A 24894-nucleotide genomic window follows, 5' to 3' on the forward strand; every position below is an offset into this window, starting at 1 on the left:
CGCGCATCGCCCTAGCTAGCGAGAATATGGGCCCCAGCCTGCGCTGGGGCGACCATCTTCAGAAATCTACGCGTCGCCGGGCTTGGTCGGCGCGTCGTCACGGCGGTCGGGGACGCCGTCGCCATCGGTATCCTGATCGCGCACGGTGCGGCGGTCATTGTCGCGAAGGGCGGCGGCGCGGCGGCTGTCCTGGTCGCGCCAGTCTTTTTCCGCGGCACGGTAATCATTTTCGATACGCTCGCGATGCGCAACTTCGGCTTTGTAGCGCTCCTTCCATTTGCGGCCCGAGCCGGCGAACAGGAAGGCCCCGATGATGATCCCCAGCAGGAAGATAAGGCCGATCGAGATCCATTGGTCTTGCGTAAAGTCGAGCATGGCGAAAAATCCCCTTGTTTCGTTCCTAGAACAGGTTTGCGGGGCACGCGGTTCCCGTCAATGCTCGAACGAAAATCGCCGCCGCTCGAGCGAGCGACGGCGATTCCCTTCCCCCCACCAGGGAAGCTCGTGGATTCGATCCCTTATCCGTTCATGAGGTTGTCGGAGATCGAGCAGGCCGCCGGTCCGAGAATGACCACGAACAGGGTCGGCAGAATGAAGAGAATGAGCGGCACGGTCATGATGGCCGGCAGGCGCGCGGCCTTTTCTTCGGCGCGCATCATGCGCTCGTTGCGGAATTCCGCCGACAGGACGCGCAAGGCGGAGGCCAGCGGCGTGCCGTATTTCTCGGTCTGGATCATGGTCGTGACGACCCCGCGTACGGCTTCCAGATCGACGCGATAGGCGAGATTCTCGAACGCGATGCGGCGTTCGGCGAGAAAGCCCAGTTCGATCGCGGTAAGGCCGAATTCGTCGCCCAGTTCGGGATAGGCCTTGCCCAATTCCTTCGAGACGCGGCTGAAGGCGGCGTCGACGGTCAGACCGGCTTCGGCGCAGATGACGAGCAGATCGAGCGCATCGGGCAGGCCCTTCTGGATCGCCTGGCTGCGCTTGGTGACCTTGTTGGAAAGCCAGAGGTCGGGCGCCTTGTAGGCGAGGAACGTGGTGCCCGCGACGGCCGCATATTTCTTGAACGCACTCCAGTCGGGCTTGATGTCCACGACATAGATGAGGACGACCGCCACCGTACCGAGCACGACGGGCATCAGGAAACGCGCCATGATGATGAAGTAGGCGAGTTCCTTGGAGCGGATGCCCGCCTGTCCGAGGCGCTGCTGGGTCTTCTCGACCTGGTCGGCCTGCAGCATCTTGAACTGCGACAAGAGGTTGCGGACGTTGTCGGCCGACTTGTTCTTGTTGACGATGCTCTTGCGCTTGTTGGTCGAGGCGACGATGCCGGCCTTGAGTTGCTCGCGGCGGGCATTGAGTGCCTTGACGCGCTTGGCCATCGGGTCCTTCGCGGTGGTCGCCGCATAGATGGCGACGAGGACGGCGAAGACTGCGACTGCCGACAGCATGGTCGCAACCATGATGACGTCGATTCCGAGGAGGGTGGGGCCCTGTGCTTCCATTGGTCGCTCTTTTCCTTAGATCTCGAAGTTGACCATGCGGCTCATGATGTAGACGCCGATGCCCATCCAGCAGAGGCCGCCAAGGCCCGCGATGATGAGGCGCTCGTCCTCGAAGAAGCCCATCATGTAGGGCGGGTTGATCATCATGATCAGTGCGAAGACGATGAAGGGCAGCGCGCCGACGATCATCGCCGATGCCTTCGATTCCGAGCTCATCGCCTTGATCTTGAGCTTCATCTGCGCGCGCTTGCGCAGCACGTCGGCAAGGTTCGACAGCGTTTCGGCGAGGTTGCCACCCGTTTCGCGCTGGATCGCGAGCGTGATGACGAAGAACTGGAACTCGGGCGTGTTGATGCGGTTGGCGGCCTCCTGAAGCGAGGCCTCCATGGTCTTGCCGATCTTCATGCCCTCGTTGACCTGCTTGAACTCGACCGCGACGGGGCCCTTGATTTCCTTGGCCACGATGGCGAGCGTTTCGGTGATCGGAAGACCCGAGCGCAAACCGCGCACCATCAGTTCGATGGCGTCGGGGAAGTTGGTCGTGAACTTGTTGATACGCTTCACGATCATCTTGCCGGTCACGAAATGCGGGACGCCGATTCCGACGAACATGCCGAAGAGAAGCGCGAGCAGCACCGGCGCGCCGCGCAGCATCAGGAGTGCCGCAATGACGACCGTGATGACGACATTGATGAGCGCATAGCGCCCCAGGGTGATGTCCTTGCCCGTGCGGTCGAGACGACGCTGCATCATCGTGGGATTGGGCATCAGCCGCGCGGCGAGGCTTTCCGCACGATTGTTGCGCCGTTCCATCAACTTGCGGATTTGCGCCTTGGCATTCGCCTGCAATGCGCCGCCCTCGGCGTGGCGCTCGCGCACCGCTTCGACGCGGCGCTTCAAGGCCTTGCCGGTCGAGGGGCCCCGGAAGGCGATGAAGGCCATGCCGAGCGTCGCCACCAGTCCGACGATAAGGACGATCGGGAAGAGTGAAGACATTGCGGGCTATCCTTTTCGGTTCAACGCTGGTCGCCGCTACCGGCGGCGAAGGGTGCGGGGGGAGGACGACGTGCCGGCGCCCGGCCCCCCACGGCTCGGGCCCTTCGTCAGGCCGCGGCCTTTTCCTTGGGTCCGAGCATGCCCTTGAGGCTGTTCATGACCGATTTCTTGGTGCCGTCGGCGGCGCTGACGCTTTCGGCGCCCTCTTCGCTGGCATGGCTCAGGACGGTGTTCGAAAGCGACGCGAACGGCTGCGCGAGCTTGCCCGTCGCGATTTCCGCAAGCGGCTTGCCGAGCTTGGCGGCCTGCGCGGCGGCCTTCGCGTCCTCGGGGAAGACGATATCGACACCCCGTTCGATCGACTGCTCGAAGTCCTTGCGGCTGATCTCGAGCGCACCGCCCGAGGGCACCGCATTGGCGACGACGACGACCTTGGTCTGCGGCGCGTTGGACTTGAGCCAGGCGAGCAGTCGGATCGTGTCGCGCGTCGCGGCGAGGGTAAGCTCGCTGACGACCACGGCGACGTGCGCGTCGTGGACCATGTGCGGATACTGGATCAGCATATGGCGCGGCGTATCGATCACGGTCGATTCGAAGGCGTTCTTCATTTCTTCCTGAAGCTGGAAGAAAGCGGTGCCGTCGGTGATCATCGGCTGGCTGATCGGCGCTTCGGCCGAGAGGACCGAGAGCTTGTCGTTGGCGCGGACCATGGCGCGCTCGATGAACAGGCCGTCGATACGGCTGGGGTTCTCGATCGCGTCGGTGAGGCCGCGGCCCGGCTCGAGGTCGAGCGCCAGCGCGCCGGTGCCGAAGTGGATGTCGAGGTCGAGCAGCGCCGTCGAACGGTTGGCTTTCTCGCCGAGCATCCAGGCAAGGCTGGTCGCGATGGTCGAGGCACCGACGCCGCCGCGTACGCCGATGACGGCTGTCATCACATGGGGCTTTTCGGCTTGCGTTTCGCCGCGCGGACCCGACAGGATCGACTGGGCTTGCGCAAAGGTCTCGCGCAGCTGGTCGACCGTGAAGGGCTTGAGCAGATAGTCGTGGATGCCGCTCGCGACGAGGTCGCGGTAGAGGCGGACATCGTTGACCTGACCCGCCGCGATCACGATCGTGCCCGGCTCGCAGACTTCCGCGAGACTGTTGATGTCGTTCAAGGGATCGGCGCTCTCCGACAGATCGACGAACAGCACGTTGGGGCTGGCCGAGACCGAAAGCGACTGGACGGCATTGCGCAGACCGCCCTTGTTGACCTTGTCGGGGCTCCAGCCATGCTCGACCGCGACGGGGCGGAGCATGTCCGCGGTTTCCTCGTCGCAGACGAAAGCGGTGAACGGTTCACGCAGACCTGCGCGTGCTTGGAACGGAGCGTTCATTAGTTGCCTCCTCCACTGGTTGCGACTTCGCGAACTTCGCCGGCGCTGCGCGCCTCGTTTTCACGATAGGTTTCGATGGCGCGTGCGGCGGTGACCGTGTCGGCAAGACCCGTGCCTTCGCGTCCGTAGACGAGGTCGTTGGGGTTCGCGATCATCGCCGCGAGCGCGCCATTGACCCCGCAGCCGTAATTGGGCGAGCTCATGTTCTGGGGATTGGGCTGACCGTCCCGGCGCCAGTTGGGGCAGTTGGGAACGCTTGCCGTGGCGCGGCCGACGATGACGCGGACCGAACCCGGGCTAAGGGCACCCTCGGTTACCGGAGCGCCGTTGGACAGCAGCAGGCCATAACGGCCCGCGACCGCGGCGACGTCGGAGCGCGCCATGGAGTCGCCTTCGACGTAGACCACGTCGCCATATTGCAGCCCCAGCGAGTCGAACCAGGCCGACAGACGCGCCGCTTCCGCGGGAGGGACGTTGCCGCCCGGAGCCGCGACATCGAAGGCGTAGTTGGTCTGCGTGACGACCGGGACGTTGACCGATCCGAGCGCGGAGGCGCTCTTGCGACCGTCGTAGAGATAGCTGTTGCCGGCACTCTGGCAGCCCGCGAGGACGAGGGCAGAGCCGACGAGGACGAGATGCTTGTTCATCTTGATATCCTTTTTCGCGGGGGACTTAGAGACTGAAACCGGGGCGGACCGGAGCGGCGGTGGCGGGCACGTTGGCGCCGACGCGGGCGACCGGCTGGACGTTTCGCTGACCCGACACCCCTGCATAGGGCTGCCCCTCGATGATGCGTTCGACATCGTTCGGATGGCGGTAGCCATCGGTCGGCAGCGGGAGTTGGCCCGAGACCGGCTTGACCAGATAGGGGGTCACGACGATCACCAGTTCGGTTTCGTTCTTCCGGAACGACGTCGAGCGGAAGAGCGCGCCTAGGATCGGCAGATCGCCGAGGAACGGTGCCTTGCTGATCGTGTTGGACCCGGTCTGACGGAGCAGGCCCGCGATCATGAAGCTCTGGCCCGATCCCAGTTCCACGGTCGTTTCCGCGCGCCGGGTGACGAGCGCCGGCACATCGTAGCCGTTGAGCTGGAGCGCGCCTTCGGTCGACAGTTCGGACACTTCGGGGCGCACGCGCATCGAGATGCGGCCATCGGCGAGGACGATCGGCGTGAAGGCGAGGCCGACACCGTAGCTCTTGTACTCGATCGCGACGGCGCCGACCGCCTGGCTGATCGGGATCGGGAATTCGCCGCCCGCAAGGAAGCTGGCGGTTTCGCCCGAAAGGGCCGTGAGGTTGGGCTCGGCGAGCGTGGTCACGAAACCGTCGCTCTCGGCGAGATCGAGCGATCCCAGGATGTCGAGGCCGAAGGCACCCGTGAGGGCGGAGATCGTGGTCCCGAGCGTCGAACGCGCGACAGTGCCGACGCCGTTCTCCAGCTGGGCGCTGCCCTGGCCGAGGCCGAACGTGAACCCGCCGGTCGTGTCCTCGAAGTCGAGATTGACGCCGACATTCTTGAGCAACGTCCGGTTTACCTCGGCGACGCGGACCTTGAGGTTGACCTGCAGCGGCGTTGCCTGGCGCAGCCGGCTGACGACCTGCATGTCCGTTCCGACATACGCCTGCACGAGGCGTTCGGCTTCCTGCGCGTCGCTCGGCGAGGCCACCGTGCCGGTGAGCAGCACGAGATTGTTCATGGGCGTCGCGCGAATGTTTGCTTCGGGCATCGCCAGGTCGAGCATCTGGTCGACCGACGCGATATTGTTCCCGACCTGGACACGCGCGGCATAGACCGCATTGCCCGAGGCATCCGTGGCATAGATGGTCGTCTCGCCCGCGCTCTTGCCGAAGATGTAGATCTGGCGGTTCGAGCGGACCGTGACATCGGCAATGGAATCATTGGCGATGAAGACGTCGCTGATGCGCTCGGGGAGGCGGACGAGACGCCCGCTGTCTTGGCTCAGCGTGAGCGTTTCCGAGGGCGCGATCTCCATCGACTGACCGAAGGCAGGCGCGGCGGCGGCGAAGGGGGTCAGCGCCAGCGTGGCGAGCGCGATCCCGACGGCGGTTTTGGTGGAAAGCTTCTTCATCTTAACGGCTCCCGACAGGAACGACGGTCACGGCATTGCCGCGCGCGATACGGACGGTCGGACCGGTCGGCTGGGCAGGGGCAGCTTGGCCCTGCGGCGCCGGGGCCGGAGCGGCCGCGTACGAAGTGGGCTGCGGCGCAGCCTTGCGAACAGGCGCCATGCTCGAGCGCTGGAAGCGTGACACCTGGCCGCCGGTGGTGGCGGTGACATTGGTGTCGATCGGGCGATTGGCGACCTGCAACAGGATACGGCGTTCCTCGCTGGGCGTGACGCCTTCGGGAACCTGGACGGTGCCAGCGGCGACCGCACGTTCCAGCTCGGCTTCGTTGTCCGCGATCGAGCGCAGCACGAGGCTCAACGAACCGAAGTTCTGCGCGACGTTGATCTTTTCCGCAATCTTCGGCGTCACTTCGAAGGTGACCATGCCGTAGGTCTGGACGACGGTGTTGCCCTCGGCGTCCTTGCTGTCGGTCCGCTGGTCGGTGGCGAGCACACGCAGGTTGCGGATGATCGTCTCGGCGGCCTTGAGCGGCGGACCCTCGTCGGTCGAAGGCACGTCCTGCGTGAGGATCATGTCGACACGGTCACCCGGCATGATGAACCCGCCGGCGCCGCGCGAGGCGTCGATGGGGACGGTCATGGCGCGCATGCCCGGGCCGAGCGCCGCGGCAAGGAAGCCACGATCGTTGGGGCCGACAAGGCTGCCGCGGGTGATCGGCGAACCGGCGGTGATCGCGTTGCGGACCACGGTGCCGATGAGCGCCGACGGATCGCTGTCCTCGTCCGCTTCGGTGTAATAGACGCCCTGAACGAGTTCTTCGGGCCACGCCTGATAGGTGAGGCTCTCCGCATCGATCAGCGTGCCCACGGGCAGCGCCTTTCGCGCGACGAGGACCTTCGGGCCCTGCGGTACGGCGGCGGCCTGAGCTTCGGAGGCGCCAGCCCCCGTGAACATCGACCGGGCCATGAATGCGGTGACGACCGCGATGACCAATGCTCCAACGAGCAGCATGACTTTCTTAGCGTTCATGGCGAATTCGCCCTCCCCAAGTGGGTCCCATCCAATGGTCCCCATTCATCCGGCAAAATGGTTAAGAAAGCGTTGGGTGAGTAACCATAGTGTCGCGAAGGCGATCGCGACGCCGTAGGGAACCTCGGCTTTCTCCGGATTTCTGCTGATTTTGTGGCGGGCCAGCACGATGAGGCTGAGAACCCCGCCGGCCAGCGACATGATGACGAGGAACTTGATCGTGCCCGCCCAGGTGAACCACAGCGACAAGGCGGTCGCGAGCTTCACGTCGCCACCGCCCATAACGCCGATCAGGAACAGGACGTAGAGCAGCACGAACACGCCCAGCGCGACGCCGACGCGGATCGCGGCGTCGGGCCAGAGCGGCAGTCCGATGGCGACCCACCAGGCGATGCCGCCCAGCGCCGTCGCGGCGACGATCCAGTTGCGGATGCGGTAGGTCTGCACGTCGCGCACCGCCATGTAGAGCATGAGCGCGGCGAGCAGGCCGGTCAGGATCAAGGTAAAATCCACGTTCATCATGTCGCCCGGTCTAGACGGCAGCTCTTTCCAAACCGTAACCAGCCCGCCGTGGCTTTGGAAAAAACATATGACGTCGCCGTGATCGGCGCCGGGATCGCGGGGGCGGCGCTGGGCGCGCATCTGGCGCGGCGGGGCCTGTCGGTCGTCGTTCTCGAAGCCGAAGCGCAGCCCGGATACCACGCGACGGGGCGTTCGGCGGCCTTCTGGCTGGAGAGTTATGGCGGACCGGTGATGGCGCCGCTGGCGGCAGCGAGTCGCGCCTTTCTCGAGCAGCCGCCGGCGAATTTTTCCGCGCGAGGCTTCCTGGCGCCGCGGGGCGCGATCCATGTGGCGCGAACGGGCGATGAAGCCGCATTCGCCGACCTCCCGCGCACCATCGCGACGGAGCCGCTGGACCCGGCACGACTTCGCGGCCTCGTCCCGGGCTTACGCAGCGAATGGACGCTCGGCCTCGCCGAACCCTCGTGCCGCGAAATCGACGTCGCGGGGCTCCACCAGGCGTACCTCGCCTCCCTGCGACGCGCCGGCGGGGAGATCCGATGTGATTCCCGTATGGCGAAGGCCGTCGTGGGCCACGGAATCTGGTCGATCGATCTGGAGAATGGTCGGACCCTTGTTGCGGGAAGGATCGTCAATGCGGCCGGCGCCTGGGCGGACGAGGTGGCAGAGCGGTGCGGCGTCGGCGCCATCGGCCTCCGCCCGAAGCGCCGGACGATGGTGCAGCTCCGGGTCAACCGTGATGATTGCGCGACCTTGCCGCTGGTGCTCGATGCGCGCGGCCGCTTCTACTTCCGCGGGGAGGGCGAGCGCACCATCTGGCTCAGCCCGCACGACGAGCAGGACGCGGAACCGGGCGACAGCGCGCCGGAGGAAGTCGATGTGGCGACCGCCATCGCACGGCTCGAAGAGGTGGTCGATTGGACACCCGAGCGGGTCGAGCGGGCATGGTCGGGCCTTCGCACCTTCGCACCCGACCGCCTGCTGGTAATGGGACCCGATCCGCGGTGCCCGAGCTTCTTCTGGTACGCGGGGCAGGGGGGAACGGGCATCCAGACGCAACCGGCGGCTTCTGCGCTGGCGCGATCGCTGTTCATGGGAGAAAACCCTGGGGGACCGGCGGCGGGTCTTCGTGCCGCGCCGTTCGACCCCGCGCGCTTTCTCTAGCTCTCCGCTTCCAGTTCCGCTTCCCGCGTCGCGATTTCATCGGCGCGTTCGTTCTCGGGGTGGCCGGCGTGGCCTTTGACCCAGTGCCAGTCCACGTCGTGGCGGGCAGCGGCGGCGTCGAGCCGCTGCCAGAGTTCGGCATTCTTGACCGGCTTTTTCGCGGCGGTGCGCCAGCCGTTCTTCTTCCAGCCGTGGATCCATTTGGTGATGCCGTCGCGCACGTAGGTGCTGTCGGTCGTGAGGATGACCTTGCAGGGGCGTTTCAGCGCCTCGAGCGCGGCGATGGCAGCCATCATCTCCATGCGGTTGTTGGTACTGTCCGCTTCCGAGCCGCACAGTTCCTTCTCATGCTCTCCCATGCGCAGGATCGCGCCCCAACCGCCGGGGCCGGGGTTGCCCTTGCAGGCGCCGTCGGTGAAGATTTCGACCTTGTCCACGTACAAAACGAAGCGTCAGGCGACCAATTCGCGTGGGAGCTTGAACACCATGTTTTCCTCGACATGGTGCACTTCGCGCTCGTTCACGTCGAACCGGTCGCCAAGCGCGTCGACGACCTCGCGCACGAGGATTTCGGGCGCCGAAGCACCCGCCGTAATCCCGACGGTGCTGGGTGTTCCGAACCATTCCCAATCGATATCGGCGGCGCGTCCGATGAGGCGCGAGGGCACGTCGAGGCGCTGGGCAACCTCGGCAAGACGGCGGCTGTTCGAGGAATTGGGCGCACCGATGACGAGCATCTTCTCGACCTGCGGCACGAGTTCCTTGACCGCAGCCTGACGGTTGGACGTCGCGTAGCAGATATCCTCGCCCTTGGGTCCGACGATGGCGGGAAAGCGCCGCTTCAAGACTTCGATGATCGCGTCGGTGTCGTCGACCGACAGCGTCGTCTGTGTGAGGAAACCGAGGCAGGCGGGATCCGCTACCTCGACCCGCTCGGCATCCTCTTCGGTTTCCACCAGCGTCATCGATCCTTCGGGAACCTGGCCGAAGGTGCCGATGACCTCGGGATGGCCTTCGTGCCCGATGAAGAGGATGTGCCGGCCGTTCTCGATCATCCGTTCGGCCTGGCGGTGCACCTTGCTGACCAGCGGGCAGGTCGCGTCGAGATAGTCGAGCCCGCGCGCTTCGGCGGCGCGCGGCACCGATTTGGGCACGCCGTGCGCGGAAAAGACGACGGGCTTGCCGTCGGGCACGCCGTCCAGCGTTTCGACGAAGACCGCGCCGAGGCCGCGCAGCCGGTCGACGACGAACTTGTTGTGGACGATCTCGTGGCGGACGTAGACCGGGGGGCCGTACCGCTCGAGCGCGAGCTCGACGATGTTGATGGCGCGGTCCACACCGGCGCAGAAGCCGCGCGGGGCCGCAATGAGGACGTCGAGGGCAGGTCGTGATGCGTTCATGTGGGCCGAGGTAAGGCATCGCTTGGCAAGCGTGAAGGGGCTACCTATGGATGGAGCCGACCGATCGACCGATTTATCGCATTTCAAAGGGTGTTTCGCATGGTTCGCACTGTTCTTCTCGGCCTCACTGCGCTGGGTCTCGCCGCCTGTTCCCAGGAAGGCTCGATCGAAAGCGGGGGGGTGGTCGTCGCGCGCGACCTGTGTCCTCAGGTCGCCATCCCCGCCGGAACCGGATCGATCACCTTGTTCACCATGCCCGGAAATACGACGCAGGACGCGCTCGACGTGACGGCGGCGATCACCAACGTGTCGCCCCAATGCTACGAGAATGCGAGCGAGATCGTCTCGGTCACGAGCTACGACGTCTATGCGCAGCGCCGCCAGGCCGGTCCCGCGCGCACGGTCAGCCTGCCCGTGTTCAACACCGTGATGCGGGGCGGCGAGGCGGTCATCTCGAAAAAGGTCGGGCAGGTCACGCTCCAGTTCCCCGAAGGCGGCCTGCGGGCCGAGGCTTCCGGGCAGGCGCAGGCGAGCATCAGCCGTGCGGCGGCCACCTTGCCGGCGGACGTCCGTCGCGAACTGACGCGCAAGCGCAAGGCCGGCGACGTGGATGCCGCGATCGACCCGCTCTCCAAGCCCGAAATTCGCGCCGCGGTCGCCAATGCGAGCTTCGAGCAGCTCATCGGCTTCCAGCTCACCGCCGACCAGCTGCGCTACAACGCCACACGTTAAGCCTTCACGCGCACGCGCGTGGGCGATTGACTCGAATCGGCGCGCCGCGCACACCGGCGGGGCTTCCGGCGGTGTGACCATTGCCGGGGGGCCATGCGGGAGAGTTCGGGCGCCTCGGCGTCCGGCGCCGAAGGAGCAACCGCCTCCGGAATCTCTCAGGCGACAGGGACCGCCTGGCTCTATTCAAGCAGCCTGGAAAGCGTGACGGCACTACTGTGGCGTCACCACCGACGGGGTAGGGTAGGGCCTTGGGGCAACTACCTGAAACTCTCAGGTCCATGCGACAGGCGGAGGCCCGAAGAGATGCGCGGCTGCGATGGGCGGAGCCGTGTCCGGGCTTTCAAGGATGCGCATGCGATGAGCGATATCAAGACCCTCCCCCTCGATGCCTGGCACCGCGATCACGGCGCACGGATGGTGCCGTTCGCGGGCTATGAGATGCCGATCCAGTACGAAGGCATCATCGCCGAACATCTGTGGACGCGCGAGCATGCGGGCCTGTTCGACGTCAGCCACATGGGACAGGTCTCAATTCGGGGCGATAATGCGGCGGCGGCGCTTGAGGCGCTGATGCCGGGAGACTTTAGGAATCTGAGACCCGGTCGCTCGCGCTATTCGCTGCTGCTCGACGACGATGGCGGGGTCATCGACGATCTCATCGTCACCAATGCGGGAGAAACCTTCATCCTCGTCGTCAACGGCGCGGTGAAGCAGGGCGATATCGCGCACATGCGCAAGCATCTACCCGACGGTGTCGGTCTCGAACATCACGACGACCAGGCGCTCCTGGCTATTCAGGGGCCGGAGGCCGAAGCGGTCGTAACCGAGACGCTCGGCATCAAGGGCGCGCCGGATCTTGCGTTCATGCAGGCGGGGCTGGCGGACTGGCGCGGCGGGTACATCTGGATCAGCCGCTCTGGCTATACAGGCGAGGACGGCTACGAGATCGCGGTGCACAAGGATCGCGCGCGTGAGATGGCCGATGCGCTGGTGGGCGACGATCGCGTGCGGCCGATCGGGCTGGGTGCGCGCGACTCGCTTCGGCTCGAGGCGGGCCTGCCGCTTTACGGGCACGACCTCGATACCGAGACTACCCCCATCATGGCCGACCTCGGTTTCGCGATCTCCAAGCGTCGCCGCGAGGAAGGCGGTTTTCCCGGTGCCGATCGCATCCTCGCCGAACTGAAAGACGGGCCGATCACGCGACGCGTCGGTTTCACGCTCGAGGGGCGTCAGCCGGTCCGCGAGGGCGCGCCACTCCTCGACGATGAAGGCAATGTCGTCGGCAAGATCACCAGCGGCGGCTTTTCGCCCACGCTCGAGCGGCCGATCGCGATGGGCTATCTGGCCTCGCATCTCGCCACGGAGGGCGCGGTCATCAAGGCCGAGCAGCGCGGCAAGCTGTTCGATCTTACCGTGACGGCGATGCCGTTCGTGCCCCACAATTATTACCGCAAGTCGAAGGGAAAAGCCTGATGAGCCTCTATTTCACCAAGGAACATGAGTGGATCCGCGTCGAGGGCGACGTGGCGACCGTCGGGATTTCGAAGCATGCCGCCGACCAGTTGGGCGACGTGGTCTTCGCTGAAGTTCCCGAGGCGGGACGCGAGGTTGCCAAGGGCGACGATGCGGCGGTGGTCGAGAGCGTCAAGGCCGCAAGCGATGTCTATGCGCCCGTGTCGGGCGAGATCGTCGAGGGCAATGCCGCGCTCGACGGCGAGCCGGCTCTGGTCAACAGCGATCCCGAGGGCGAGGGCTGGTTCTTCAAGCTGAAGCTGTCGGACGCGGGCGAACTCGACGGCCTGATGGACGAGGCCGCCTACAAGGAATGGGTCGCCACCCTCTAATTCGATAAGGACCGACGCGATGCGCTATCTGCCGCTGACCCCTGCCGATCGTGCGGCAATGCTCGAGAAAGTCGGTGCCTCCAGCATCGACGATCTCTTCATCGACGTGCCGGAGGAGGCGCGGCTCGACGGGCCGATCGCGAACTTGCCGACGCATGCCAGCGAGATGGCGGTCGAACGCCACATGCGGCGGCTGTCGAAGAAGAATCTGGCGGCGGCCGATGCGCCTTTCTTCCTGGGGGCGGGCGCGTATCGACATCATGTGCCAGCATCGGTCGACCATATCATCCAGCGCGGCGAGTTCCTGACCGCCTATACGCCCTACCAGCCGGAAATCGCGCAGGGCACGCTGCAGATGCTGTTCGAATTCCAGAGCCAGGTCGCGCGGCTCTATGGCTGCGCGGTCGCCAATGCCTCGATGTACGACGGCTCGACCGCCTGCTGGGAAGCGGTGGCGATGGCGAGCCGCATCGCGCGCGGAAAGAAGAAGAAGGTCGTCCTCTCGGGCGCGCTCCACCCGCATTATGCCGAAGTGGTGCGGACGATGGCCAAGTTCACCGACGACGAGATCGCGGGCGCGCCGCCGAGCCTGACCGCGCTTCCCGACGACGACGGGCTGATCGCGCGGATCGACGACGACACCAGTTGCGTGGTGGTGCAATATCCCGACATCCTCGGCCGTATTCCCGATCTTGAGCGGATCGCCGAGGCGGCGCATGCGAAGGGCGCGCTGCTGATCGCGGTCAACACCGAGCCGGTGGCACTGGGCGCGATCGAGGCTCCCGGCGACCTGGGCGCAGACATCGTCGTCGGCGAAGGGCAGTCGATCGGCGTCGGGCTCCAGTTCGGCGGACCCTATCTCGGTCTCTTCGCGATCCGCGATGAGAAGCATGTGCGCCAGATGCCGGGACGGCTGTGCGGTCAGACCTCCGATGCGGCGGGCAAGCGCGGCTTCGTCCTGACGCTGTCGACGCGCGAGCAGCATATCCGCCGCGAGAAAGCGACGAGCAACATCTGCACGAACTCGGGTCTGTGCGCGCTGGCGTTCAGCGTGCACCTGACGTTGCTGGGCGAGAAGGGCCTGCGAAAGCTCGCCGAAGAGAATCACCGCCTTGCCTGCGTGGCAGCGAAGCGGTTGGCGCAGGTGCCCGGGGTGTCGGTTCTCAACGAGAATTTCTTCAACGAATTCACGATCAAGGTCGGGCGCGACGCGCGCGACCTCGTGCGCAATCTTGCCGACAAGGGCGTGCTGGCGGGGGTGTCGCTGGGGCGTCTCTATCCCGACAGCGCGGGGCTCGACGATGCGCTTCTCGTCGCGGTCACCGAGACCGTCAGCGAGGAGGATATCGATACGCTGTGCGATGCGCTGAAGGAGGCGCTGTCATGAGCAATCCGAATGTCTCCGGTTGGAAGCCCGGATCGCCTCGCCACGCGGGCGACGAAGCGGATGCACCCGACACCATCACGCGCAATCGCGCGCTGATGCTCGAGGAGCCGCTGATCTTCGAGATCGGCGATGCCGATACGACGGGCGTGGATTTCGTATCGCCCCAGCCGATGGATCTCGCCGGTGTCGAACCGGCGCCGCGCGCGCCCGAAGAAGAGGCGCCGGGACGGCTCGGTAAATTCGCCCGCAAGGCGAGCATCGGGCTTCCGGGACTGAGCGAGCCGACAGCAGTGCGCCATTACACGCGCCTCAGCCGCCAGAATTATGCCATCGATCTCGGGCTCTTCCCGCTCGGGTCGTGCACGATGAAGCACAACCCTCGGCTCAACGAAAAGATCGCGCGGATGCCGGGTTTCGCCGACGTCCATCCGTTGCAGCCCGTCGATACGGTTCGCGGTGCGCTCGAGGTCATCAACGAACTTGCCTTCTGGCTCATCGAGCTGACCGGAATGCATGGCGTCGCCATGAGCCCCAAGGCGGGCGCGCATGGCGAGCTTTGCGGCATCCTGTGCATCCGTGCCGCGCTGGAAGCCCGCGGCGATGCGCGCGAGGTCATCCTCGTTCCCGAAAGTGCGCACGGCACCAATCCCGCCACTGCCGCTTTCGCCGGCTACCGGGTCGAGAATATCCCCGCCAACGCGCGCGGCCGGGTGGATCTCGACGCACTCAAGGAGCGGCTCGGACCCGATGTCGCGGGGGTGATGATCACCAACCCCAACACCTGCGGGCTGTTCGAACCGGACATGAAGGCGATTTCGGATGCCGTCCATGCAGCGGGCGGGTTCGTCTATTGCGACGGCGCGAACTTCAACGCCATCGTGGGGAAGGTGCGCCCCGGCGACCTTGGCGTCGATGCGATGCACATCAACCTGCACAAGACTTTCTCGACGCCGCACGGTGGCGGGGGGCCAGGCTCGGGGCCGGTCGTGCTTTCGAAAGCATTGAGCCCCTTTGCGCCGCTGCCCTACACGGCGCGGACGGCGGACGGGGTCGTGCATCTCGTCGAAGAGGAAACGGCGGACAGGTTCGCCAAGGAGCATCTGGGCGGACCGCTGCAGAGCTTCGGACGGATGACGGCGTTCCACGGACAGATGGGCATGTTCACCCGGGCGCTTGCCTACATCCTCAGCCACGGAGCGGACGGCCTGCGGCAGGTCGCGGAGGATGCGGTGCTCAACGCCAATTATGTCCTGCGCTCGATCGAGGACGTTTTGGAGGCGCCGTTCGGGAATAGCGGGCCGTGCATGCACGAAGCCCTGTTCAGCGATAAAGGCTTCTCCAACGATCTTTCGACGCTCGACCTCGCGAAAGGCCTCATCGACGAGGGCTTCCATCCCATGACGATGTATTTCCCGCTGGTCGTCCACGGAGCGATGCTGATCGAACCCACCGAAACCGAATCGAAGGCGACGCTCGATCAGTTCATCGCGGCCCTGCGCTCGGTGGCCGAACGCGCGAAGGCCGGCGACGAGACGTTGAAGGCGGCGCCCTATTACGCGCCCCGTCGCCGCCTCGACGAAACGCAGGCCGCGCGCTCACCGCGTCTGGCGTACAAGGGGGGCGATGTTCCGGGGGGACCGGCGGCACGCAGCGAAGTCGGAGGCCAGTGATGGATTGGGGGACGCTGTTCTCTCTCTGCACGACGGGCGTTCTCATCCCGTGGTTCGCACTCATCTTCCTGCCGCGGGGTCCCAAGCTCCATGCGCTGATCTTCTATCTCGGGATCGGCCTGCTGGCGGCGATCTACAGCGTCGGGATCGTCCTCGCCTTATTCTCGCCCGCCGGCATCGACTGGCAGGCGATGGGAACGGTAGACGGCGTGCGCGGCCTGTTCGCAAGCGACGCGGGGGTCACGATCGGCTGGATCCATTATCTCGCCTTCGACCTTTTCGTCGGTCAATGGGTCGCCAAGGATGCGGATCACAAGATGGTCTCGCGATGGGTGCAGGGGCCGATCCTGTTCCTGGTTCTGATGGCGGGGCCGCTCGGCCTGTTCGTCTGGATGCTGGTGCGCGAGCGTCGCGCACGGGCGATGGCGGGACTGAAGAGCCGCGCATGAGCGATCCCATTCCGCCTTACGAGATGGCGGATCTCGGCGCGGAGGACCGGCGTGAGGCGCCCGCCGCCGCGCGCAATGTCCAGGCGATCGGCGACGTGCTCGACGCGTGGCTTCCCCCGACGGGGCGGGTGCTCGAAACCTCCAGCGGGACGGGCGAACATGCGCTCGCCTTCGCGCGTCGGTTTGCGGATCTGGAATGGCAGCCGAGCGACTGCGACCCGGCGGCGCTTCGCTCGATTGCCGCATGGCGAACGGGTGGTCCCGACAATCTTCGCGCGCCGCTCCTTATCGACGTCCGCTCGGACGATTGGCCGATCGCGTCCGCCGATGTGCTGCTCTCGGTGAATATGGCGCACATCGCGCCCTGGGAGGCGACCCGATCGCTCGTCGAGCATGCAGCGAACCTGCTGCCCGACGGCGGGCGGCTGATCTTCTACGGGCCGTGGTTGCAGGCGGATGTAGAGACCGCGCCCTCGAACCTTGCGTTCGACGAGCAACTGCGCAGCCGCGATACGCGCTGGGGGCTGCGCGCAGTGGAAGATCTCGAGCGCCTGGCGCAGGTCGCGGGCTTCGATCTCATGGAATGTCGGCAGATGCCCGCGAACAATCTCATGCTGCGGTTCGACCGGCGGGGAATTTAAGCAGTCTTTTACCGCTTTTCTTCTACGCATCATTCATGGACCAGAATCGCCGCAACCCCCGCTCACATCTCTTCATGAAGGCTGCGCTCGAAGTTGGCGGCCGTCAGATCGACGTGAAACTGCGCAATCTTTCGGCCGAAGGCGCGCTGGTCGAGGGCGAGGGCCTTCCGGTCGAAGGTGTGGAACTGTTGTTCCGCAAGGACAAGCTCACGGTGCCGGCGCGCGTCGCATGGCTCGCCGACAACCGGGCCGGCATTTCCTTCGCCCAGGCGCTCGAACCCGACGTGGTGCTGCGGCACGTGCCGCAGCCGCGCCCGCGTTTCGAAAAGCAATCACGCCGTCCGAGCGTTCGCTCTTCGCAATTGAGTGCGGGGGAAAAGCGCTACGTCGAAGACTGGATCGGCCCTCAGAGCTAAGCGTTCATGCCTGCTGCCAAGGATTTCTAGCCGCGACTCAGCTGGCCTTGCGCGAGGGTGCGCGGCACTTTTCGAGCCAGGCGACGAGGTCGCCAAGCGGAAGCAGCCGATTGAAGGTGATGCCCGCATACTCCTCGTCCTGCCAGCGAACCGAGGCGCGGATCGGTGCCAATCCAGGCAGACCGATCCCGATATCCTTGTCGTTGCGCGGCAGCCTCTCTGTGATCGCGAGCTTCACTCCTCCCTGGCTGACGTCGACCGCCATGGCCTGGGTCGGCTGGCTGTCGATGAAGACCGTGACGGGGCAGGCGACCTCGATCCGGGGCATCCGAGGTCGGGGCCCGGACAGAGATGTCGACAGGATGTCGAGGATGTCGATCGGTTTCTCGAAGGCGACCCCGACATTCTGCCCCTTGATCCATGTGGCGCGCCCTTCGATCGGTTCGCCGTTCTTGAGTTCGACCCGCAAGGCATCGCCCACCTGGAGTTCGCAATAGGCGCGGATCATCATTCCGCCGGCCGAGATATTCTTGATGAGACACAGTTCGCGACGGTCATCGAGCTCGATCGATCCGACGCGATAAAGCGTGAGATGCCGCTCGTCTTCACGCCGGTCCGCGCGGTCGGGAGAGGGCGCCGCATCATCGAGCGAATAGAGTGTCGTTTCCATCATCCGATCGGTCACGAAAGCGTCTCCCAAGACGTTGGATTGCGTCGTCTACGCAAAACGTACCGCCGAAGCGATTACCAACTCGTTAGAGAACGCACCGCATCGGGCGAAATCGGACGCAAGTTGCGCCAATTTGGTGCATTTCGGTCCAAAGGCCGTATTCCGGCCGCGTCTCGATGGGGAAGGGTGGCTGGTGAGCCGTGCAGGGGTCGAACCTGCGACCTACTGATTAAAAGTCAGTTGCTCTACCGACTGAGCTAACGGCCCTTACCAGCCGTGGGTGGCCCTAGCCGCGTCGTGCGGCGGGTTCAAGCGGTCTGGTGGAATTTTCGCTTCGGTGCGCGCAAGCGGGCGGCGAGATGCTTGGCCTGCAGACTGCCGTGGATACGCCAGTCGGGCGCGATCTGCGCCAGCGGAAAGAGCGCGCTTTGGCGCGAGAACAGCGCCGAATGCGGAATGACGAGCGCGGCGCTCGCATAATCTCCGCCATCCCATGCGAGAATATCGAGATCGAGCACGCGCGGTCCCCAGCGCTTGCCTGCGCGACGACCGAACTCGAACTCGAGCATCTTGAGGGCGGCCAGCATCGCCTCGGGATCGAGCTCGCTTTCGAGAAGGACGGCGGCATTGGCGAAATCACGCCCCGCGCCGCCGAACGCCGGATTGCCGATAATCGCGCTGGCGTCGAAGAGATCGTAGTCCGCCTCGAGCCTCGCAATGGCGGCTTCGACAATCCTCTGCGGGCGTCCATGGCGTCCATGGACTCGGTTGGACCCGATCCCGATCCCGTAAAGATGCTTGTCGCTCGCCATGCTTCGCCGATAGGGCAGGGGCATGAACAACACCAGACCCGCCGACCTGTCGCCGCTCCCGGAAAGCGAACCGTCGCGCGATTGTCCGCTGTGCCCAAGGCTCGTCGACCTGCGGATGGCGCTGCGCGGCGAATTTCCCGACTGGTACAACGCGCCGGTGCCCGCTTTCGGAGACCGGAACGCAGGCGTGGCTGTGATCGGGCTCGCGCCGGGAAAGCACGGCGCCAACCGGACGGGGCGGCCCTTCACGGGCGATTATGCGGGGGACCTCCTGTTCGATACGTTCCGGCGCCTGGGGCTGTCGGTAGGCGATTATGAGGGACGGATCGACGACGGCGTCGAACTCAAGGGCGCGATCATCCTCAACGCGGTCAAATGCCTGCCGCCGGAGAACAAGCCGACAGGCGAGGAAGCGACCAATTGCCGACCGTTCCTGCAAGACATGCTCGGCAGATTGCCGCGAGTGCATACGCTCTTCTGCCTCGGCAAGATCGCGCACGATGCAGCCTGCAAGACCTTGGGGATGACGCTCAATGCCAACAAGTTCGGCCATGGAGCGGTGCACGCGGGACCCGATGGGCTGCGGCTCGTCGATAGCTATCATTGCTCGCGCTACAACCAGAATACGGGCCGGCTTACCGACGAAATGTTCATGGACGCGATGCGCATTGCTGCCGTCCCCGGGCTGGTCGGGGAGAAAGCGCCAGAATTGAGAACCGACCGACTGCTGCTGCGCCGGGCGCGGGAGAGCGATCTCGAGCCGCTCCATGCCATCTTCACCGACGCGCAGACGATGGCCCACTGGTCGACCCCGGTACACGCCTCGCTCGACCAGAGCCGTGCGTGGCTTCGCAGCATGATCGAGGGTGGCGACACCCATGTCGAGGATTTCATCATCGAGTATGACGGCGAGGCGGTCGGCAAGGTCGGCGCCTATCAGTTGCCCGAGTTCGGAATCCTCGTGCGCCGCGACCTGTGGGGCATGGGATTGGCGAGCGAGGCGCTGGAAGCCTACATCGACTATATGCGCGCTCGCGGCATGCCCTATCTCGTGGCCGACGTCGATCCCGCCAACAAGGCGTCGCTGCGCATCATGGAGAAAGCAGGATTCGCCCGTTCGGGCTTCGAGGCCGAAGCGATGGAATATGACGGGCGCATGGTCGACAGCGTCTTCCTGCGGCGCGACCTTTAGAAGTCCTCGGCGAGCCTGCCGTATAATTCCGGTCGCCGGTCGCGGAAGAAGCCGAAGGCGGCGCGGTGGCGCTTGATCTGCGCAATGTCGAAGCTGGCGGTGAGCACGCCCGTCTCGGTAGCGCCGAACTCGGCCACCAGGTCGCCGCGCTCGTCGCAGATGAAGCTGTGGCCATAAAAGCGTTGTCCGCCCTCGGTGCCGATACGGTTGGCGGCGACTACGGGGACGACGTTGCTGACCGCATGGCCGATCATCGCGCGGCGCCACAGGCGGCTCGTGTCGAGGTCGGGGTCGTGCGGTTCGGTGCCGATGGCGGTCGGGTAGAAGAGGATTTCGGCGCCCATGAGCATCATCGCGCGCGCGGTTTCGGGATACCATTGGTCCCAGCAGATGCCGACGCCCATCGTCCGCTCGGCGGGGCCGTCCCACACCTTGAAACCGGTGTTCCCGGGGCGGAAGTAGAATTTTTCTTCATAGCCCGGCCCGTCGGGAATGTGGCTCTTGCGATAGACGCCCTCAATCTTGCCGCCCGGCGCGATCCACGCGAGCGAGTTGTAATGATGGTGCCCGTCGGCCTCGAAGAAGCTGGTCGGGATGAAGATGCCGAGTTCGTCGGCAAGCTTCTGCATCCCCATGACGCTCGGATGCTTTGCGGTCGGCAGCGCGGTGGCGAAATGGCCTTCGTCCTCCGTGCGGCAGAAGTAGGGTCCCTCGAACAGTTCGGGGGGCAGCACGACCTGCGCGCCCTTTCCCGCGGCCTCGCGGACGAGCTCGCTGACGGCGGCGATGTTGTCGTTCGTGTTCCCGCCCAGTTCGAGCTGGAGGGCGGCGACGGTGATGTCGGTCATTGCGGTACCTGCTGGGAAATACAGTGGAGGCTGCCTCCACCGGTAAGGATATGGTCCGCCCGCACGCCGACGACAATATGGTCGGGGAAAAGCGCGCCGATCGTCTCCAGCGCCGCCATGTCGTTGGCCGCGCCGTAGAGCGGCACGGCGACCGCGGCATTGCCGATGAGGAAGTTCATGTAGCTCGCCGGCACGACCTCGCCGCCCCGTTCCACCTTGCCGGGGGAGGGGATGGCGACGACGTCGAGGTCCGCATCCAGCAGGCGAGCCATCGCATCGCCGTAGACGTCGGCGTTGGGATCGTCCTCGCCGTCGGGCTCGGGCACCGCGACCGTGCCGGGCGCCACGAAGCGCGCGAGATTGTCGACATGGCCGTCGGTATGGTCGTTGGCGAGGCCCTCGCCCAGCCAGACGACGCGGCTCGCGCCAAGGTCCCGTGTCAGCCGCGCCTCGATCTCCTCGCGCGCAAGGCCGGGATTGCGGTTGGGGTTGAGCAGGCATTGCTCGGTCGTGATGAAGACGCCCGATCCGTCGCCGTCGATGGCGCCTCCCTCGAGGATCCAGTCGGCCTTGTCGTAAGTCAGCGATCGGCTGCCCGCGAGCCGCTCGCCGATGCTGTCATCGCCCTCGAGCTCGTATTTGCCGCCCCAGCCGTTGAAGCCGAAGCCCTGCGCCTTCCCCCCGGGCAACACGATCGGCCCCGTGTCGCGCAGCCAGATGTCGCCGAACGGTTCGACGATGACAGTCGCGAAGGGGGCGAGCTTGCGGGCAGCGGCGGCAGCGTCGTCATTTGCGGCGACGAGCACGATCTCCTCGCCCTTACCGTCCTGCCATAGCGCGGCGGCGAGCAGCGCCACTTCGGCCTGCGCGGGGGCGAGGTCGTCTTCCCACAGGTCGGGATGGCTCGGAAAGCCGATCCACATGGCGGCGTGCGGTGCCCATTCCGGGAGCGGTGGCGTAGTCATGGAACGAGCGCCTAGCAGGCCGTTCGTCGAACGCCAATCGGGCATGGCTTGCAGCGTGCCACCGGCTTCGCCATCGTGCGCCACGACAGCGTATCCGAGGAAGGTGGACGGCGATGAAGGCAATTTTGGTAGCGAGTGCGGCAGTGTGGGTGATGACCGCGGGATCGGCGGGGGCGCAGGTCGCCTATCATGTCGATTTCACCGATCCGGTGCACCACCGTGCAATGGTCAGCGCGACTTTCCCGGCCGCTGCGGGCGACACGCTCGACGTCAAGATGCCCGACTGGCGCACCGGCGCCTACGAGATCCGCGATCTGGCTAACGGGGTCTCGCAGTTCCGCGCGATGGACTCGGCGGGCAAGCCGCTGCCCGCGCGCAAGATCGACAAGCAGACATGGCGCATCGATCGCGGATCGGGGCCGGTCACGGTCTCGTACGAGCTCTATGCCAACGAGCTCACGAAGCGCACGCGCCAGATCAACGATACGCACGCCTTTCTCGATGCGAGCGCGACCTTCGTCTATGCCGACGCGCATCGAGGCGAGCCGGTGACGGTCACGCTCGACACGCCCGACGACTGGCGCAGCTTTTCGGGGATGGACGCGGCGGGCACCAACGGTTTTCGCGCCGCCAACTTCGACGTGCTGGTCGACAGCCCGATCGACACGGGCGTCAACGAGAGCCGGACGTTCAGCGTGGGGGGCAAGGACTATGTTCTCGTCGCCACCGAAATGCCGGGCGATGTCGACAAGATGGCCGCCGACCTCGAAACGCTGGTCGCCGCCGCGGTACCGGGCTTCTGGAGCGACTATCCGTTCGATCGTTACGTCTTCATGGTCCACGGCACCGAAAGCGGGGGCGGCGCGACCGAGCATATGAATTCGACCGTCATCCAGTTGCCTCGGCAGGCCTTCCTTTCGGATCGGGGTTATGCGAGCTTCCTCGGCACTGCGAGCCACGAGTTCGTCCATACCTGGAACGTGAAGGCCTATCGTCCCGAGGCGTTGGTGCCCTACGATTACGACGCACCCAACTACACCACCTTGTTCTGGGTAGCCGAGGGTTCGACCAGCTATTTCACCGATCCTCTCCTGCTGCAGGCCGGCCTCATCGACACCGAGGAGATGCTCGAAAGCGTCGGGCAGCTCATCCACGGCAATCGCAATCGTCCCGGGCGGTTGGTCCAATCGGTAGCGGAAGCCTCGTTCGACGAGTGGATTTCGCCCGAGAGCCCGGACCGTAGCCGCAACGACTGGGTGAACATCTATTCCGAAGGGCAGATGATCAGCTGGATGCTCGACCTTGCGCTGCTCGACGCCACCGATGGTCGGGTCGCCTATCGCGACGTGCACCAGGCGCTCTACGCACGGGCGAAGGCGGGCCAACAGGGCTTCGGCGAAGCGGACATGCTCGCGATCATGGCCGAACTGACGGGCCGCGACTGGTCGGGCTGGTGGCAGCGCCACGTGCATCAACCGGTCGATCCCGACTATCGCGCGTTGCTCGCGACGGTGGGGCTGGAGATGGTGGAGAGCGAACGGGCGAAAACGCTGGATGCGATGCTGGCGACGGCGTCGCGCGGTGGGCTCGAGGTGCGCAGTCTCGTCAAGGATGGCGCGGCATGGCGCGGCGGCCTGACCGACGGCGATGTCATCACGTCGATCGACAGAAAGCCCGCCACCGCCGAACTGCTCGAGGAGAGCCTCGACTATGCAGGCTCGACGACCACCCTCAAAATCGACGTCCTGCGCCGTGGGCGCAGCCTGACGCTCGATGTGCCGGTGGGAAACACCTATGCGTCCGCGCCGACCATCCGTCCGCTGAAGAAGGCGACTGCACGCCAGACGAAACTGTTCGAAGCGTGGCTCGAAGTGCCCTTCCCCGGTTAGAAGAGAACCCGGAATAGAAAAAGGGCGGCGCCGGATGGTCCGGCACCGCCCTTTTTCGTGCGCAGATCGCTGAGGATTAGCGCGAGTAGAATTCGACCACGAGGTTCGGTTCCATGCGGACGGGGTAGGGCACCTCGTCGAGCGTGGGAACGCGGGTGTAGGTGATCTGGTGATCGCTATCGACCGACACATAATCGGGGATGTCGCGCTCGGCGAGGCTCTGCGCCTCGAGCACCAGCGCCATTTCCTTGGCCTTGTCGCCCAGCGAGATCTCGTCGCCGACGTCGCAGCGGCGGCTGGCGATGTTGCACTTCACGCCGTTGACCCGGATGTGGCCGTGGCTGACCAGTTGACGCGCAGCCCAGATCGTCGGCGCGAACTTGGCGCGGTAGACGATCATGTCGAGACGACGCTCGAGCAGGCCGATGAGGTTCTGGCTCGTATCGCCCTTCATGTTCGACGCGTCCTGGAAGGTGCGCTTGAACTGCTTTTCGGTCACGTCGCCGTAATAGCCCTTGAGCTTCTGCTTGGCGCGCAGCTGCAGGCCGTAGTCGGACATCTTGCCCTTGCGGCGCTGGCCGTGCTGGCCGGGACCATATTCGCGCTTGTTGACCGGGCTCTTGGGACGTCCGAAGACGTTTTCGCCCATGCGGCGGTCGAGTTTATACTTGGCGCTCGTGCGCTTCGACATGCTGTTTCTCCAATCAGCTGGTTTCAAAATGTCCGGACCGCTCCGGCAGCCTGTCGGCCAGCCGCGATCACCACTTCACCGGACATGTGGGATCAATTGCGAGGGCGCGCCTAGCCCAGACGCGTCGTCACGTCAACATTTCGCTCGTAGAGACGCGCTCTAGTCGTCGGCGATCCGCGGCGCATCGTCGATGGGCACATGCGCACGCGTTCGGGCAACGATCTGATAGGCTTTCTGCACCCCGCCGCCCCGCCGGTCGAGCAGCGCGTAGAGGCCATAGCTGTTCATGACGAACGCTTCTTCAGGCGGAATGAACGTGTCGACCTTGGATGCTGGGATCCGCGCACATTGGTCGAGCAGGTTCGAGATCGTCTTCTTCCAGCAGACGACCACCATTTCCTCGCTGGACGGCTGGTTGGCACGCTTCTGCGGCGGCTCGACAAACAAAGCGGAAAGTAAAAGATCAATCATCCTCGTTCTCCTCTCTGGCATGTCGAGAAGAGCGCCCGTCCGCTGAATTTTCGATGAACGGCATATGAACGGCTAGGAAGTTGAAAGTGTTAAACGGGTGGAAGCCGGCGGCTCGAGCGGGTAGGAA

At 65.2% G+C, this 24894-nt stretch carries 27 protein-coding genes, 1 tRNA gene, 1 pseudogene and 2 riboswitches; of the genes and pseudogenes, 12 read left to right on the forward strand and 17 right to left on the reverse strand.

From position 1 onward, the window contains the following. Nucleotides 1-66: 66 nt before the first annotated feature. From WJS89_RS00535 to WJS89_RS00570, 8 genes are all read right to left on the reverse strand, one after another. Entirely contained in the window at nt 67-375 is a 309-nt protein-coding gene (locus WJS89_RS00535) for a Z-ring associated ZapG family protein (RefSeq protein ID WP_346338986.1), read from the reverse strand. Between the two features lie 143 nt (nt 376-518). Then, on the reverse strand, nt 519-1508 hold the full coding sequence (locus WJS89_RS00540) for a type II secretion system F family protein (RefSeq protein WP_346338987.1): 990 nt from the start codon (nt 1506-1508) through the stop codon (nt 519-521). 15 nt (nt 1509-1523) lie between these two features. Beyond that, entirely contained in the window at nt 1524-2504 is a 981-nt protein-coding gene (locus WJS89_RS00545) for a type II secretion system F family protein (protein WP_346338988.1), read from the reverse strand. Nucleotides 2505-2611: 107 nt separating this feature from the next. Continuing rightward, nucleotides 2612-3880: a pilus assembly protein CpaE gene (locus WJS89_RS00550; RefSeq protein WP_346338989.1), complete on the reverse strand. Its 1269-nt coding sequence runs from the start codon at nt 3878-3880 to the stop codon at nt 2612-2614. Further along, nucleotides 3880-4527: a CpaD family pilus assembly protein gene (locus tag WJS89_RS00555; protein WP_346338990.1), complete on the reverse strand. Its 648-nt coding sequence runs from the start codon at nt 4525-4527 to the stop codon at nt 3880-3882. The genes WJS89_RS00550 and WJS89_RS00555 overlap by 1 nt, the downstream gene beginning before the upstream one ends. Nucleotides 4528-4552: 25 nt before the next feature. Continuing rightward, the gene (locus WJS89_RS00560; protein WP_346338991.1) at nt 4553-5971 is read right to left on the reverse strand and encodes a type II and III secretion system protein family protein; all 1419 of its coding nucleotides are present in this window, start codon (nt 5969-5971) and stop codon (nt 4553-4555) included. A gap of 1 nt (nt 5972) precedes the next feature. Then, nucleotides 5973-7001 (reverse strand): Flp pilus assembly protein CpaB, encoded by a 1029-nt coding sequence (cpaB, locus tag WJS89_RS00565; protein WP_346338992.1) that lies wholly within the window; start codon nt 6999-7001, stop codon nt 5973-5975. Nucleotides 7002-7046: 45 nt separating this feature from the next. Continuing rightward, the gene (locus WJS89_RS00570; RefSeq protein WP_346338993.1) at nt 7047-7523 is read right to left on the reverse strand and encodes an A24 family peptidase; all 477 of its coding nucleotides are present in this window, start codon (nt 7521-7523) and stop codon (nt 7047-7049) included. A gap of 48 nt (nt 7524-7571) precedes the next feature. Here WJS89_RS00570 and WJS89_RS00575 point away from each other — a divergent pair, with 48 nt between their 5' ends. Next, nucleotides 7572-8687 (forward strand): NAD(P)/FAD-dependent oxidoreductase, encoded by a 1116-nt coding sequence (locus WJS89_RS00575; protein WP_346338994.1) that lies wholly within the window; start codon nt 7572-7574, stop codon nt 8685-8687. On the opposite strand, the gene rnhA is transcribed toward WJS89_RS00575, so the two are convergent. Both rnhA and ispH read right to left on the reverse strand, forming a co-directional pair. Next, entirely contained in the window at nt 8684-9124 is a 441-nt protein-coding gene (gene rnhA / locus WJS89_RS00580) for a ribonuclease HI (RefSeq protein ID WP_346338995.1), read from the reverse strand. The two genes, WJS89_RS00575 and rnhA, sit on opposite strands and share 4 nt — an antisense overlap. A 15-nt stretch (nt 9125-9139) precedes the next feature. Beyond that, nucleotides 9140-10087: a 4-hydroxy-3-methylbut-2-enyl diphosphate reductase gene (gene ispH / locus WJS89_RS00585; protein WP_346338996.1), complete on the reverse strand. Its 948-nt coding sequence runs from the start codon at nt 10085-10087 to the stop codon at nt 9140-9142. A gap of 99 nt (nt 10088-10186) precedes the next feature. On the opposite strand from ispH, the gene WJS89_RS00590 reads away from it, so the two are divergent. From WJS89_RS00590 to WJS89_RS00625, 8 genes are all read left to right on the forward strand, one after another. Further along, nucleotides 10187-10819 carry a hypothetical protein gene (locus WJS89_RS00590; protein WP_346338997.1) on the forward strand — a complete coding sequence of 211 codons (633 nt, stop codon included), beginning with the start codon at nt 10187-10189 and terminating at the stop codon, nt 10817-10819. Nucleotides 10820-10905: 86 nt separating this feature from the next. Next, a riboswitch (glycine riboswitch) is annotated at nt 10906-11001 on the forward strand. Continuing rightward, nucleotides 11002-11116, forward strand: a riboswitch (glycine riboswitch). It abuts the riboswitch before it with no gap. A 60-nt stretch (nt 11117-11176) separates the two neighbouring features. Next, a complete protein-coding gene (gene gcvT / locus WJS89_RS00595) occupies nt 11177-12295 on the forward strand; it encodes a glycine cleavage system aminomethyltransferase GcvT (RefSeq protein WP_346338998.1) in 1119 nt (372 codons plus the stop codon). Further along, nucleotides 12295-12666 (forward strand): glycine cleavage system protein GcvH, encoded by a 372-nt coding sequence (gcvH, locus tag WJS89_RS00600; protein ID WP_346338999.1) that lies wholly within the window; start codon nt 12295-12297, stop codon nt 12664-12666. Before gcvT ends, gcvH begins: the two co-directional genes overlap by 1 nt. A gap of 19 nt (nt 12667-12685) precedes the next feature. After that, nucleotides 12686-14053: an aminomethyl-transferring glycine dehydrogenase subunit GcvPA gene (gcvPA, locus tag WJS89_RS00605; RefSeq protein ID WP_346339000.1), complete on the forward strand. Its 1368-nt coding sequence runs from the start codon at nt 12686-12688 to the stop codon at nt 14051-14053. Continuing rightward, nucleotides 14050-15723 (forward strand): aminomethyl-transferring glycine dehydrogenase subunit GcvPB, encoded by a 1674-nt coding sequence (gene gcvPB / locus WJS89_RS00610; protein WP_346339001.1) that lies wholly within the window; start codon nt 14050-14052, stop codon nt 15721-15723. Before gcvPA ends, gcvPB begins: the two co-directional genes overlap by 4 nt. After that, entirely contained in the window at nt 15723-16172 is a 450-nt protein-coding gene (locus tag WJS89_RS00615) for an ABA4-like family protein (RefSeq protein WP_346339002.1), read from the forward strand. Before gcvPB ends, WJS89_RS00615 begins: the two co-directional genes overlap by 1 nt. Next, the gene (locus WJS89_RS00620) at nt 16169-16813 is read left to right on the forward strand and encodes a DUF938 domain-containing protein (RefSeq protein WP_346339003.1); all 645 of its coding nucleotides are present in this window, start codon (nt 16169-16171) and stop codon (nt 16811-16813) included. Before WJS89_RS00615 ends, WJS89_RS00620 begins: the two co-directional genes overlap by 4 nt. Before the next feature lie 35 nt (nt 16814-16848). Next, on the forward strand, nt 16849-17229 hold the full coding sequence (locus WJS89_RS00625) for a PilZ domain-containing protein (protein ID WP_346339004.1): 381 nt from the start codon (nt 16849-16851) through the stop codon (nt 17227-17229). Between the two features lie 37 nt (nt 17230-17266). Here the strand turns inward: WJS89_RS00625 and WJS89_RS00630 are convergent, their stop codons facing one another. The 3 genes from WJS89_RS00630 to folK all read right to left on the reverse strand — a co-directional run bounded on the left by WJS89_RS00630 (nt 17267) and on the right by folK (nt 18735). Continuing rightward, a complete protein-coding gene (locus tag WJS89_RS00630) occupies nt 17267-17914 on the reverse strand; it encodes a PilZ domain-containing protein (protein ID WP_346339005.1) in 648 nt (215 codons plus the stop codon). Nucleotides 17915-18090: 176 nt separating this feature from the next. After that, a tRNA-Lys gene (locus WJS89_RS00635) sits at nt 18091-18166 on the reverse strand. A 41-nt stretch (nt 18167-18207) separates the two neighbouring features. Continuing rightward, the gene (gene folK / locus WJS89_RS00640; RefSeq protein ID WP_346340054.1) at nt 18208-18735 is read right to left on the reverse strand and encodes a 2-amino-4-hydroxy-6-hydroxymethyldihydropteridine diphosphokinase; all 528 of its coding nucleotides are present in this window, start codon (nt 18733-18735) and stop codon (nt 18208-18210) included. Here folK and WJS89_RS00645 point away from each other — a divergent pair. Further along, nucleotides 18734-19363 (forward strand): annotated as a pseudogene (locus tag WJS89_RS00645) (uracil-DNA glycosylase); the annotation flags it as partial. The gene folK and the pseudogene WJS89_RS00645 overlap by 2 nt on opposite strands. Before the next feature lie 9 nt (nt 19364-19372). Continuing rightward, nucleotides 19373-19903 (forward strand): GNAT family N-acetyltransferase, encoded by a 531-nt coding sequence (locus WJS89_RS00650; protein ID WP_346340055.1) that lies wholly within the window; start codon nt 19373-19375, stop codon nt 19901-19903. Here the strand turns inward: WJS89_RS00650 and aguB are convergent. Both aguB and WJS89_RS00660 read right to left on the reverse strand, forming a co-directional pair. Beyond that, on the reverse strand, nt 19900-20751 hold the full coding sequence (aguB, locus tag WJS89_RS00655; protein ID WP_346339006.1) for an N-carbamoylputrescine amidase: 852 nt from the start codon (nt 20749-20751) through the stop codon (nt 19900-19902). The two genes, WJS89_RS00650 and aguB, sit on opposite strands and share 4 nt — an antisense overlap. Then, nucleotides 20748-21716, reverse strand: coding sequence for an agmatine deiminase family protein (locus WJS89_RS00660; protein ID WP_346339007.1), 969 nt, complete (start codon nt 21714-21716; stop codon nt 20748-20750). The genes aguB and WJS89_RS00660 overlap by 4 nt, the downstream gene beginning before the upstream one ends. Nucleotides 21717-21829: 113 nt before the next feature. Here WJS89_RS00660 and WJS89_RS00665 point away from each other — a divergent pair, with 113 nt between their 5' ends. Next, entirely contained in the window at nt 21830-23605 is a 1776-nt protein-coding gene (locus WJS89_RS00665) for a M61 family metallopeptidase (protein WP_346339008.1), read from the forward strand. 76 nt (nt 23606-23681) lie between these two features. Here WJS89_RS00665 and rpsD read toward each other — a convergent pair whose 3' ends face one another. Both rpsD and WJS89_RS00675 read right to left on the reverse strand, forming a co-directional pair. Further along, nucleotides 23682-24296 carry a 30S ribosomal protein S4 gene (gene rpsD, locus WJS89_RS00670; protein WP_346339009.1) on the reverse strand — a complete coding sequence of 205 codons (615 nt, stop codon included), beginning with the start codon at nt 24294-24296 and terminating at the stop codon, nt 23682-23684. A 159-nt stretch (nt 24297-24455) separates the two neighbouring features. Beyond that, nucleotides 24456-24767 carry a hypothetical protein gene (locus WJS89_RS00675; protein ID WP_346339010.1) on the reverse strand — a complete coding sequence of 104 codons (312 nt, stop codon included), beginning with the start codon at nt 24765-24767 and terminating at the stop codon, nt 24456-24458. Nucleotides 24768-24894 lie beyond the last annotated feature (127 nt).

It is taken from the genome of Sphingomicrobium aquimarinum (assembly GCF_039655735.1).
GTDB lineage: Bacteria > Pseudomonadota > Alphaproteobacteria > Sphingomonadales > Sphingomonadaceae > Sphingomicrobium > Sphingomicrobium aquimarinum.